This window comes from Gloeocapsopsis crepidinum LEGE 06123, assembly GCF_015207655.1.
Classification (GTDB): domain Bacteria; phylum Cyanobacteriota; class Cyanobacteriia; order Cyanobacteriales; family Chroococcidiopsidaceae; genus Gloeocapsopsis; species Gloeocapsopsis crepidinum.
This window is the reverse complement of record NZ_JADEWN010000101.1, coordinates 1-11,837: the sequence shown is the minus strand read 5'-3', so window position 1 is coordinate 11,837 and position 11,837 is coordinate 1. Positions and strand designations below refer to the sequence as shown.

The 11,837-nt window shown below is 42.5% G+C and carries 12 protein-coding genes and 2 pseudogenes; 7 read left to right on the top strand and 7 right to left on the bottom strand.

From position 1 onward, the window contains the following. Positions 1-470: 470 nt before the first annotated feature. The gene (locus IQ230_RS25000; protein ID WP_228055323.1) at positions 471-2,336 is read right to left on the bottom strand and encodes a primary-amine oxidase; all 1,866 of its coding nucleotides are present in this window, start codon (positions 2,334-2,336) and stop codon (positions 471-473) included. Between the two features lie 346 nt (positions 2,337-2,682). Between IQ230_RS25000 and thrC the strand changes: the two genes are divergently transcribed. From thrC to IQ230_RS28065, 5 genes and pseudogenes are all read left to right on the top strand, one after another. Continuing rightward, positions 2,683-3,981, top strand: a complete 1,299-nt coding sequence (gene thrC, locus IQ230_RS24995; RefSeq protein ID WP_193934911.1) for a threonine synthase — start codon at positions 2,683-2,685, stop codon at positions 3,979-3,981. Positions 3,982-4,097: 116 nt separating this feature from the next. Then, complete coding sequence (locus IQ230_RS24990; protein WP_193934910.1) at positions 4,098-4,373, top strand: MoaD/ThiS family protein; 276 nt, start codon at positions 4,098-4,100, stop codon at positions 4,371-4,373. 32 nt (positions 4,374-4,405) lie between these two features. Continuing rightward, positions 4,406-4,729 (top strand): ABC transporter substrate-binding protein, encoded by a 324-nt coding sequence (locus IQ230_RS24985; RefSeq protein ID WP_193934909.1) that lies wholly within the window; start codon positions 4,406-4,408, stop codon positions 4,727-4,729. 9 nt (positions 4,730-4,738) lie between these two features. After that, on the top strand, positions 4,739-5,347 hold the full coding sequence (locus IQ230_RS24980; protein WP_193934913.1) for an iron-siderophore ABC transporter substrate-binding protein: 609 nt from the start codon (positions 4,739-4,741) through the stop codon (positions 5,345-5,347). Positions 5,348-5,840: 493 nt separating this feature from the next. Then, a pseudogene (locus IQ230_RS28065) lies at positions 5,841-6,269 on the top strand (DUF2996 domain-containing protein); the annotation flags it as partial. Between the two features lie 153 nt (positions 6,270-6,422). On the opposite strand, the gene IQ230_RS24970 reads toward IQ230_RS28065, so the two are convergent. After that, the gene (locus tag IQ230_RS24970) at positions 6,423-6,929 is read right to left on the bottom strand and encodes a TM2 domain-containing protein (protein WP_193934907.1); all 507 of its coding nucleotides are present in this window, start codon (positions 6,927-6,929) and stop codon (positions 6,423-6,425) included. Positions 6,930-7,297: 368 nt separating this feature from the next. Here IQ230_RS24970 and acsF point away from each other — a divergent pair, with 368 nt between their 5' ends. Continuing rightward, the gene (gene acsF / locus IQ230_RS24965; RefSeq protein ID WP_193934906.1) at positions 7,298-8,374 is read left to right on the top strand and encodes a magnesium-protoporphyrin IX monomethyl ester (oxidative) cyclase; all 1,077 of its coding nucleotides are present in this window, start codon (positions 7,298-7,300) and stop codon (positions 8,372-8,374) included. A 59-nt stretch (positions 8,375-8,433) separates the two neighbouring features. Further along, a complete protein-coding gene (locus IQ230_RS24960) occupies positions 8,434-9,150 on the top strand; it encodes a hypothetical protein (RefSeq protein ID WP_228055322.1) in 717 nt (238 codons plus the stop codon). A 200-nt stretch (positions 9,151-9,350) separates the two neighbouring features. Here IQ230_RS24960 and IQ230_RS24955 read toward each other — a convergent pair whose 3' ends face one another. The 5 genes and pseudogenes from IQ230_RS24955 to IQ230_RS24940 form a co-directional block, all read right to left on the bottom strand. Then, the gene (locus IQ230_RS24955; protein WP_228055321.1) at positions 9,351-10,391 is read right to left on the bottom strand and encodes a type I restriction endonuclease; all 1,041 of its coding nucleotides are present in this window, start codon (positions 10,389-10,391) and stop codon (positions 9,351-9,353) included. Between the two features lie 542 nt (positions 10,392-10,933). Beyond that, the gene (locus IQ230_RS27565) at positions 10,934-11,062 is read right to left on the bottom strand and encodes a hypothetical protein (RefSeq protein ID WP_265576257.1); all 129 of its coding nucleotides are present in this window, start codon (positions 11,060-11,062) and stop codon (positions 10,934-10,936) included. Positions 11,063-11,169: 107 nt separating this feature from the next. After that, complete coding sequence (locus IQ230_RS28060) at positions 11,170-11,469, bottom strand: sulfatase-like hydrolase/transferase (protein WP_193934905.1); 300 nt, start codon at positions 11,467-11,469, stop codon at positions 11,170-11,172. Beyond that, a complete protein-coding gene (locus IQ230_RS24945; RefSeq protein WP_193934904.1) occupies positions 11,354-11,731 on the bottom strand; it encodes a sulfatase-like hydrolase/transferase in 378 nt (125 codons plus the stop codon). The genes IQ230_RS28060 and IQ230_RS24945 overlap by 116 nt, the downstream gene beginning before the upstream one ends. Before the next feature lie 3 nt (positions 11,732-11,734). Beyond that, positions 11,735-11,837, bottom strand: a pseudogene (locus IQ230_RS24940) (IS5/IS1182 family transposase); the annotation flags it as partial.

Genomic DNA, 11,837 nt, shown 5'->3' with positions numbered 1-11,837 from the left:
CCCCAACTACTGCATTCAGGGTTGATCTTCTCATTGCCACTGCACTCGATTTAATTAATCCCGTGCATTTGAAAAACTGGTTTACTCACTGTTGCTACTGTGCCTCATAAAACTGCAATAGGCTGTAACTCTCTAAACTAAAACTCCAAACAACCCCACCATACGTTCCTCGCTGCAAAAAACTGTACAGCAACACAATCAATAACGGCAGAATAAAAAATAGCAACAACCAAAAAGTTGCCGGAAATAATAGAAACGCCAAACTCCTACGCTTGTGAGATTCTATAGTTGATCTCATTATCCAAAATCAATCTTCAATTCTTCCTTTAACTCTTCTGCAAACTTTGTGTCTAACGCCTGCGGCTTCACTTCGCTGGAATGGTTCGTACCTCTTCAAGAACAACATTTATGCTTTGTAGCCGAAGGAGGAACATCAATTGCTGGACTCGCATCAAAAAAGCCCACAGGTTTTAACATAAACCAATATAAGAGACAGGCATCACAGGCCAATCCTCTGGACGGGTCACATGATTGTGTCCAAACGTATACCAAACCACAACGTCTGTATTCTCAATTGCCCGATTTGCCTTTGTCCAAGTAGGTAATCCCGCATCACCTGGATGTTGATTAGGATAATCACCCGCAGCATAGAGTTCATCAGGATTATAGGGAGTCACCCACAAATGCTTTGTCATAAATCCCGCACGTTTGATCACACTTGATTCGGGATGTGCAAACGGTAAAATGTTTTCACCAGGCATCAGCTTATAACTCACAGGCTGACCAAGGCTATTGTGCACTGCAGGATTGACAATCTTCCAATAACGTCCTGTAAAAGGATCAATGATGCGTTGTGCTTCTGACTCAGTTGATAAGAGCGTAGACTCAGCATAAAAAGCATTACCGTAAGGATTATCAGGTCCCAAGGGTTCCGCTTGTGTATTCACTTCGTAAACTGAGTTATTTTCCCCATCAACGCACATATCCAAACGCACATTAAAGAAGTGTTGGTGAATTGGGGCGTTTAACTGCGGTGCAATCAGCGTACCATACTTCGGCACTTCATCAGGCAGTGCGGCAGCAGTATTAACAATACCAGTCAGTTTGACTTCGTACTGAATTGTACCGTCTTGGTAAAAATACCAGAAGAACCCATATTCATAATTACCAACTGTCGCGATAAACGATACGACTAAACGACGCGATCGCCTAACTTCAGTATGATCTGTTCTCCAATCAACGTGTTTCCAGAGAATGCCGTAATCTTCCTCATGCATACATATTGCATTCTCGATCTTCACTATTTGCCCGCGACTACTTGTCATATAGGCATCAAAGTAGCGAATCTCACCCAAGCAATCACAACCCAAAGTTAAGGAATTTGCCAACGTTCCTACGCCATACTCCCCAACATCAAACGCATTTTTACGGTAATGCTGCGGTCGAGGATCGCCATAAGGTACCACCATATCGGCTAATGAAGCGCGATATACAATTGGACGCACGCGCCCTCGATCTTCATAACCTACAGTGTATAAAACTAAACCTTCCCTCGGCGTAAACCCAATCCGAAACTGCCACTTTTGCCACTTGATAAAGTGACCTTGTACTTCAAAACTCGGACCTTCCGACTGAGTAATTTCTAAAGGTTTGATATCACTTCTTAAATCTTTGATAAACTCTGTCGCGTAATTCCCTGGATTCGGTGGTAGAGGAACAACCCCATAGTCCTCTACTCGAATGACTTCCATTTTGTTCAAGTCAACAACTGGAATCACACCTTCAATCGGACGGGCATAACCATTATCAGTGGGACTCGAACGCACCCAACACAACGCCCGTGACAGTCGCAATCCCTTTTCATCTTCAATTGCATAATAACCTGCCGACCACGGGTCAACCATCACCAAACTTGGATCGGTAATTCCTCGTTTCTTGATCGCTTCCTGAAACTCAGGACTAGCTTTTACCGCCGCTTCGCACTCAATAAATTCATCCAGCATAATAGAGGGCTGGACATCAGAAATCTGCTGCCACGACTTCACAGTTTTAGTATTAAGTGAGACAACCGCCTCATATGTCAACCCATCCTCATTATTCAGAATCCCAATAAAAGCCTCGCGCTCAATACTATCACCCTCTTCAAAATTAAGAACGACACTCTTAGGAGGTTCCTTAAGAACAACCATCGGAAACCTAACTTTTTCCCCCAGGTCGTACTCTGCTTTAACCGTTGCGACAGCAACTGTAATTTCTTCAGGCGTTAGTGGGTCGAGTGGATGCCTTACCGAAGCTGATTTAGTAAATGTATCAGGTAATTGATGTGCAGTAGTCATAATCGCTCTTTGTAGGTGTAAACCTCTGGCTTAAAAGTGAAGCGATGCAGAGTGATGCGATTGCGCTTTTCTCAGAACCAAAGGCGATCGCACTTTGCCTTACACTACGGCGCTTGTCATAACACGTTTGTAGCCAAATTTACCAATCTCCCCTCATAAACTAATTTCCAACAATCTATACCACTTTACTAACTGAGAAATACCAATAAATTCACCCCTACACATCTGCTTCCTTGCTCTTTGTACTAAAACCCGACTATTTTTATCGGGTATATTTGACGTAAAAAAATGCACCGTGTTACTATCAGGCGACAGTTGACGGAAAAAATGAAGTAGAGAACGATCCATGACCCAGGCAAAAACTCTCAACCCAACAGCGGCAACCTTTAAAGCCCTCAAGTGTAAAGAGTGTGGTGCTGAATACGAACTTGCAGCAAGCCATGTCTGCGAAGCTTGCTTTGGTCCATTGGAAGTTACCTACGATTACAACACCCTCCGCCGCAGCGTAACGCGGGAAACTATTCAATCGGGACCAAATTCAATTTGGCGTTATCGTTCTTTCTTACCCGTTGCAACTGAAAATGTCATTGATGTAGGTACAGGGATGACTCCCCTTGTACAAGCAAACCGTTTAGCCCGTCGCCTGGGATTGAAAAAGCTCTACATCAAAAATGATGCCGTTAATATGCCCACCCTTAGCTTTAAAGATCGGGTGGTATCTGTAGCATTATCCCGCGCACGAGAACTCGGCTTTTCAACCGTATCGTGTGCAAGTACCGGAAATTTAGCAAATTCAACTGCGGCGATCGCCGCGCATGCAGGACTAGATTGTTGTGTATTTATCCCCTCTGATTTAGAAGCAGGTAAAGTCTTAGGTACGCTTATCTACAGCCCTACTGTGATGGCAGTACAAGGTAACTACGACCAAGTTAACCGCTTGTGCTGTGAAGTTGCTAATACATATGGATGGGGATTTGTCAATATCAATTTACGTCCTTATTACTCGGAAGGTTCCAAAACTCTTGGCTATGAAGTCGCTGAACAACTCGGCTGGCAATTACCCGATCATATCGTTGCACCCTTAGCCTCGGGTTCCTTATTCACCAAGATCTACAAAGGATTTCAAGAGTTCATTCAAGTCGGCTTAGTCGAAGATAAGAGCGTACGGTTCAGCGGTGCGCAAGCAGAAGGTTGTTCCCCAATCGCACAAGCCTACAAAGAAGGACGCGAGTTTGTCAAACCCGTCAAGCCGAATACAATCGCTAAATCAATCGCAATTGGTAATCCCGCAGATGGTATTTACGCACTAGAAATTGCACGGAAAACCAACGGAAGTATTGCATCTGTGACCGATGCCGAGATTATTGAAGGCATCAAGCTACTCGCCGAAACTGAAGGGATCTTTACTGAAACCGCAGGCGGTACAACGATCGCAGTTCTCAAAAAGTTAGTCGAAGCTGGTAAGATCGATCCCGATGAAACCACAGTTGCCTACATCACCGGAAACGGACTCAAAACCCAAGAGGCAGTACAAGGCTACATTGGCGAACCATTGACGATCGAAGCTAAGCTTGATAGTTTTGAACGTGCGTTAGAGCGATCGCGTACTTTGGAGCGTCTTGACTGGCAACAAGTCTTGGTATAAGTCTTCTGCTCAAGTCTTACTCTCGTCAACTGTTAAATTGTCAAATCAGGGGCATCTTTGCTATCTAAGTGCGTCAATATGCGCCTTTACTAAACTCTTAAATTGCGATCTCAACTATGGCTGTTAAAGTATTAATTCCGACTCCATTACAGAAATTTACCAATAATCAAGCGACGCTCGAATGCGATGGTAGCAATATAGCAGAACTTATAGAATCGCTAGAAAAAAGCTGCCCTGGTATCAAATCGCGGCTTTGTGACGAACAAGGACAACCACGACGCTTTTTAAATCTTTATGTCAACAGCGAAGATATCCGCTTTTTGGATGGAACCGAGACACCACTTAAAGCAGGAGATGAAGTGAGTATTGTTCCGGCTGTGGCTGGTGGTTAATATCCCAGCAAGTGCGCCAGCTGATTTGCTTGATGTTGCTTTTTAGCTTGACTTTAACTGCAATTTATGCATGTCACCGAAATCCTTCACAACCGGCGGACGATCTTTCTACATCAGGAACTGCTGTGCGCGTTGTGAAGCACGCAATGGGCGAAACCAAGATTACAACTACCCCGCAGCGAGTCGTTGTCCTCGATACAGCCCCGCTTGATGCAGCCTTAGCGTTGGGTGTTCAACCGATTGGCGCAAGTTTGCCACGAACAGATGTTTTACCAGCTTATCTCGGCGATCGCACCGCCGGAATTACACCTGTCGGTGAAAATCCACCCAACTTAGAATCAATTGTCCGCCTCTAGCCAGATTTAATCATCGGCAATACAAACGCGCATCGACAAATTTATGACAAGTTATCGCAAATTGCTCCAACAATCCTCACCGCCGGAAACAGTAGCGACGGACGGTGGAAACAAGAACTAAGACTGTATGCAGCAGCACTCGATCGCACCGATGCAGTTCAGCCGTTGCTTAACGACTACAATCAGCGCGTCGAAAAACTCAAACAGCAGCTAAAACAAGCTGACGGTCTCCAAGTATCTGTGATTCTGACTGCTCAAAACTGGATCGCTTTTTACACCAAAACGAGTTTTCCAGGTTCGGTACTGCAAGATGTTGGTTTAGCTCACCCTCCAATTCAAGATATCGAAGGAAAGTCCTGGGTACAAGTATCGCAGGAAGATCTTCAGAGTATCGATGGTGATGCGATCTTTTTACTTCATGTCGCTTCGGATAAAATGCCAGGTAGCTTCACAGTAAACCAATTTGTGAAAAATCCCCTCTTTGCGCAATTAAAAGCTGTTAAACAGGGACGGGTGTACCAAGTTGATGCTGAAGTTTGGCATCTTGGTAGCAATATTTTGGGCGCAAATCGGATTCTTGATGACTTGTTCAAATACTTGGTAGAAAACACCCACTGAAACTATTTGTCGTAGAGGCGATCGCCTCTACTTATGAGATCAAAGAAATTGATTGCGGCGATTCTGTGTCAATATTTAAAGTAGTAAATCAACAAGTGTGCGTGAAGCGATCGCGATCGCGTTTAAAGCTAGATCAAACTAAGGATAAACCTAAGCAATGGCAGACGAAAAAACTCCAAGCCCTAATGGAGAGGAAAAACCTAACGTTGCTAAACAAGCTCCTGAAGGAAAAACTGCTAAAGAGGAAGCTCCTCCCAGTACAGTAGAAGAACAAGCGCCTAGCGTCGTCGCAGAAAATCTTCACAGTACAGATGAACCTGAAACTACAGATATTCCTTCCGCAAATGCTCCTGATCCGCAAGCAGCAAATCCTGAAGTGAATCCTAATGCTGCTAAAGCAAAATCAGCAGCAGATACATCGAGTACTGAATCAGAAGAATCTCAGCCAGCCAAACCATCTGCTAAAAAATCTCCTGCTGCTAAAGGCGAGAAACCCGCCGCAGCGAAAGCTGCTGAAGACAAGCCAGCCGCTAAAGCCAAAAAAGAGAAACCACCCGCAGTTGAAGACAAGCCTTTTGCTGAATTTATGCAACAGCACTACATACCAGCTTTGCAGACAGCATTAACAAAAGAAGGCGTTCAAGACTTAGATCTCAAATTCGCTAAAGAAAAGATCAATGTTGCCGGTTTAACCGACGAATGCTGGCAAGTTAAAGGTTCTTGGCTCAAGGGACAGCGACACTTCAATGTCTATTTTCCTGAAGAAAGTATTCAAGGACAGCGCGCCCTTTCCTGCTACGAAGGTTCTCAGCCGAGTGTGATTGAGCCTTTCTTGATCGATGAGCGTCGAATCACACTTGACCTAATGGTATTTGGCGTAATGCAGCGCTTAAATGGTCAAAAGTGGTTATCGCGAAATTAATTAAAGAGCAGTTAGCTATTAGTAATTAGCTAATCGCTAATTATAGAAGAGTTGCAAGTGCAACACGTACAGTTATTTCTTGGGGCTATGCCCTTGGCTTAAATTATGAAGTCTGGCTAAAAGCTAACTGCTAATTGCTAATTGCTGTTATAACTACATTTCCAAAAACGTATACAAGACAACACCAGTGTCGGGGTCGTTATCGATTCCGACATAACCTGTTTTTAGCATATCTTTCAGTGTTGATTCTACTTCTACGAAGCTAGCACCAGTATCCATTACACCTTGCGTAACCGAGATTTTGCCACCTCTTTTCGCAGCCGCACGTACGAGTTTTATCATTAACTGGTCGTGAGATGGTTTAATAACATTTGTGACAAAGGTGGGTTGAACTAACGGCACGCCATACGGAGATAAACCCATTTTTGCTTTTAGCTTTGTGTTGTAATCATCCACCATTCGAGGAATCAGAAATAAATCGATTATTTGACCTACACCAAATAAACCGAAAGTGCCCAGCCAGATTAATCCTGTCACAATTTTGCCGTTATAAATTCGGTGTAGTCCATTTAGCTGTAGCAGACAGCCTAGCCACAGTAGATAAGCGCTATTCACTTTATTTGGGGGCTTTACTGGTTGTTGAGAATCTCCAGTTTTCATAGGTTTAAAGAATATTGCATTAAGGATAAGAAAGTCTTGTGAGTTAAATAAGTGGCATACTTCTTTTTACCTTAGCTTTTACTTCTAACTCCTGGTAGGGCTTCTGGGTACCTCAACTGATTTAATTTGTATAAATTACACTACGCTCTCCTCAAGCAAAATTGCGAATTTTGTTACCTGAATTGCCAAATGCTGGAGTAGGCGATCGCATTTTTGTTAAAAAAATTGACAGCGTGTTGCAACTCTTAACTAAATAAGTGTTTGCCATGCCCTTAAGCCTTGGTAGACTAAGCGTTATCAATTGTTATTTAGTCATTAACTCAACTGCCCCAGGCACAAAACAACAGCAGAAAAGGGCAAATAAAAATATGGTTGATTCTCTTAAAAAACCAGCAGAATTTGAAGAAATGCGCCCAGGGGTGAAAGTACCAGCAAAGGAAACCCTGCTGACGCCGCGATTTTATACAACAGATTTCGACGAGATGGCCCGAATGGATCTCTCGGTTAACGAAGAGGAACTCCAAGCGCTTTTAGAAGAGTTTCGCACTGACTACAATCGCCATCACTTTGTCCGAGATGAAGAATTTGAGCAATCTTGGGAGCATATTGATGGAGAAACTCGCCAACTCTTTGTGGAATTTTTAGAGCGTTCTTGCACTGCAGAGTTCTCCGGCTTTCTGTTGTACAAAGAACTCAGCCGTCGTCTCAAAGACAAAAATCCTCTCCTCGCAGAATCGTTTGCATTGATGTCTCGCGATGAAGCACGTCATGCAGGATTCTTGAATAAGGCACTGTCGGACTTTAATTTGTCCCTAGATTTGGGCTTTTTAACGAAAAGTCGTAAATATACGTTCTTCAAGCCAAAGTTTATCTTCTACGCGACGTATCTATCCGAAAAGATTGGTTACTGGCGCTACATCACAATATATCGCCATCTAGCCGCACACCCAGAAAATCGCATCTATCCAATCTTCCGATTCTTTGAAAACTGGTGTCAAGATGAAAACCGTCACGGAGACTTCTTTGATGCACTAATGCGATCGCAGCCGCAGTTTCTCAATGATTGGAAAGCGCGGTTATGGTGTCGTTTCTTCTTACTGTCGGTGTTTGCGACGATGTATCTCAACGACATCCAACGTGCAGGATTTTATCAATCCATTGGTTTAAATGCGCGAGATTACGACATCTACGTCATTGAGAAAACCAATGAAACAGCAGGGCGTGTCTTCCCTATTACTCTGAATGTAGAGCATCCCGATTTTTATCGCCGACTTGATATTTGTATCAAGAATAATGAAAAGCTGAGTGCGATTGTTAACACCAACACGCCAAAATTCCTGCAGTTTTTCCAAAAGCTACCGCTATACATCGCTAATGGTTGGCAGTTCTTATGTTTGTACCTGATCAAGCCACTTGATGCAGTGACACAAGGTGCGGTGCATTAGATATTCTTAAGTTTTGCTCCGCTGCGGTGGTTCTGCAAGGCGCAGAGCCACTTTTTTTTATGAACTGTCATAAATGCCAAGAGATGCGCGATCGCTTACTCATAATTTTTAGTTTTTTTTTCTACTTGTACATATCATCTACTCCCGCGAATAGCCAACCACAGCCTTCTCCCACCCTTAGTGCATCTGATTTAGATTTGAGTCCAGACATTGAAAATAGTCCAGTTTTACAACGCTGGCGCGAGCAAGTACCAAATATTTTAGAAGAAATCACGCGCGACCCTAGTTTTCGCACACGCCTACGCTTAGGTTATTCTTTGTTTCCTTCAACACAAGCCGCAGGAATCGTCCTCGGAGTTGAAGATGTTTTTATTGGTAGCAGTCGTTTTACAGTAAGTGGTGAATATCAAGCAGCTTTCAATGGCGATCGCACAACCTATGGAGCAGATTTGCGCTATTACTTGCGTCCTTTGGGTAGCTACATCAATGTTGCACCACTCGTAGGATATCGTCATCTAGAAACCGACGCCTATTCACTTGATGGAGTTAAACTTGGTGCGCGACTACTTTTAATTCTCTCGCGCAACGGTGCAGCAGATATTTCACTAACTCAAAGTTGGATAGATCCAGGTACGGTTACCGAAGTAGAATTAACAACGTTATCCATAAGTTACGCTATCACACAAAGTTTACGTGTTTCTACTGATATTCAAAAACAAAATTTCCGCCAAAGCAAAGATACCCGCGTCGGAATTATTTTAGAGTGGATGCCTTAATTTCACTAAATTATCTATTTGTCAGTTTCTCACTTGTGAAATTTAGTGCTTAGCAGCTTCTGTTTCGTAGCACTTAAGAATAAGTGCTGCAAGCTTATCTAAATCCTCTACAGAAGTAATACTTACTTTTGATGCAGCATCCCCCACTGAAGCAGATACTTCCTGCACCTCGAAATCTGGTGCTAAAGATTTTACCTCATCTACAGATAGACGAGTAATAAAGCTTTTTTCTTTGGCGTCAAGTATAATCGTAGAAACCACCATGTAGTTTTACCAAGATGTATTCCTAAGTAGGCAACAGTATCTCTATACTTAAGTTCTAAATGGTAATTCTTTGAAGTAGCTATGATCGCTTTAATCTTATCAAATGCTTCAATTTCTTCTTCTGTTGTGACTATCTTTGTTACTTCTGCTTCTTGTTCTACTACCTCATCAGTAGCTTCTTCTAATTCATCCTCTGTTTCAGATAAACTAGTAGTATTGCTTCCTTCAACAAAAAAAGCCATTTCTTGACTTAGAGAGCGAGTCATTAATTCTAAAAGGCTGCTTTGGATAGCTTTTTTTACGATTGGCTCAAATTTATCAATAACCTTACTATTAATTCGCCCTTCTATCTTATAACTAGGAGCTAATTTGCCTAATTCTCCTAATAAAAATCGAATTAGGTCTTCAGAGGGAGAGCGCAAAAGATTACCTACAAGCTGAGTCATGCCTTTGACATATACCATCTCTTCGGCATGCTTACTAATAGCTATTGTGTCAAAGTTGTCGCGATGAAAAAGCTTTAAATTATCGATATCTTTTAAGTCATATTCAAGAATATTGAAGCTGAAGAAAGGCTCCTTGTCCATAACGTTTTTATCGCGTAGATCCGTGAAAAAGCGGTACTCTACACCATTAGTAATAATAGCAACCTTTGTTTTAAGAAGTCCATTAAAGTAGCGGCTTAGTTGACCATCATGGGCTTCAGCTTTCTGTCCACGCGCTTTGGCTTCTACTAGCATGACAATGTTACCATTGATAGCTATAGCATAGTCTACCTTCTCAAATTGCCCCGCCTTTTTGATAGCAAAGTCAGCTACATATTCCGGTATAACTTCGGTTGGGTCATAAATATCGTATCCAAGGGCATTCAAAAAAGGGATAATGAGTGCCATTTTAGTAGCCTCTTCTCCTACCACTTGCTCAAATCGTTTCCGAACTTGTTCTGAAAGCTTTGCAATATCTTCGCTAAATCCCATCTTACTTACTGATATATAGTGACGAAGTTAAATACTTAAATACTTATGTAAATGCAGTGTTCAAATCGAGTACAGGCTAAATGCTCCTGTTCATAATTGCTTCCTTTGCTTAATATTCTCATAACCTTAATTAGCCTATAAAAACTTTAACAGTGCATAGGCTTACCAATAAATTACAAAAAACGTAACAAAAAGTATAATTTTTTATGGTAAGCCTAGAAAACTACTACAAAATATTCTGAACATATAAGTTTGAAGTTTGTCTTGAGTTAAAATTGTTTTACTGAGCAAATCGGAAGTCATAGATGGGTGAGTAGCTGATGTACAGCATTACAGCACGACAGCTACTAATCTGTACTGCCTTCTGTCCCAGATTATCCTAAGTGTGCTTTTACCATCGCGGCTAGCACTGCGGGATCGAGTAGCGGATCGGCGGTTTGCTGACGCCACTTTGAAAGTTCATCACGTAAAAGATTTCGTATGTTTTGATACCCTAATTTGCCAGATAGGTTATTAAACTCGTACGGATCGTTATGCAGATCTTATAATTCCTCAGCAGGTGGCTTAAAGCAAGTATCCATAGCGAGTCGGGCTGGGTTAGTTAACGGAAGTTGTCGTGATTCAGTAAAAGCGGGGTCGCGATCGACGCTGATGTAAGGACGTTCAGGCAAGAGATTGAGAATCAATTTGTAGTGTTTACCGCGAATACTCCGCCGTGGATAGAAGTCTTTTCTAGTGTGGCTTGTATATTCTGCAAAGATAAAATTACGCCACCCGACTAAATTTTGCTGAAAAAAGGAAACAGTGATCGCCCTGAAACTTTTGGTGTTTTTAAACCAGTAGCTTGTAGTATGGTTGGAAAAATATCAATGTTAGATACGAATGCCTGTTCGACTTGATTCGGCGAAGTTCTACCAGACCAGCGCAAGATTAGCGGAATTCTCAAACCAGCTTCATAACAGCTACCTTTCGCACGGAAAAAACCTGGACCGTGATCGCCAAGAAAGATGACTAAAGTATTCTGATCTAGTCCTCGTTGTGTTAAATGAAGTTTCTGGGTAGACGTGCAGCTTGCCAATAATTCCGGTACGATACCCTTGTGCTTTGAGCAGTTGCGGAAGAGTCACCACGCGGGGAGCCATAGAGTAGCCACTATTGTTATACGCCAGCCCAATTTGCCCGACTGGTTCATTTGGTCTACCACCTGTTTGATGCGGATAAAGCCCTGTAAACAGGCTACTGCGTGAGGGACTACATGAAGCTTGAGTTACATAACTATTAAGAAACACAATACCTTCACTGGCAAGACGATCAATATAAGAGGATGTCTGAAAAGTCAAAGACTATACCAATCGTCTCAACATAAGACGAATCATCGCAACTTGAATCATCGCCTCAGAAGTGGCAGGTAAAACCTCATAATCTTTGCTCAGTCTCCGACACCAG

What these genes read in the sequence shown, in the direction of transcription:
- IQ230_RS25000 (WP_228055323.1), bottom strand. Translation starts at nt 2,336, where the DNA reads ATGACTACTGCACATCAATTACCTGATACATTTACTAAATCAGCTTCG.
- thrC (WP_193934911.1), top strand. Translation starts at nt 2,683, where the DNA reads ATGACCCAGGCAAAAACTCTCAACCCAACAGCGGCAACCTTTAAAGCC.
- acsF (WP_193934906.1), top strand. Translation starts at nt 7,298, where the DNA reads ATGGTTGATTCTCTTAAAAAACCAGCAGAATTTGAAGAAATGCGCCCA.
- IQ230_RS24960 (WP_228055322.1), top strand. Translation starts at nt 8,434, where the DNA reads ATGAACTGTCATAAATGCCAAGAGATGCGCGATCGCTTACTCATAATT.
- IQ230_RS24955 (WP_228055321.1), bottom strand. Translation starts at nt 10,391, where the DNA reads ATGGGATTTAGCGAAGATATTGCAAAGCTTTCAGAACAAGTTCGGAAA.
- IQ230_RS24970 (WP_193934907.1), bottom strand. Translation starts at nt 6,929, where the DNA reads ATGAAAACTGGAGATTCTCAACAACCAGTAAAGCCCCCAAATAAAGTG.
- IQ230_RS24985 (WP_193934909.1), top strand. Translation starts at nt 4,406, where the DNA reads ATGTTGCTTTTTAGCTTGACTTTAACTGCAATTTATGCATGTCACCGA.
- IQ230_RS24990 (WP_193934910.1), top strand. Translation starts at nt 4,098, where the DNA reads ATGGCTGTTAAAGTATTAATTCCGACTCCATTACAGAAATTTACCAAT.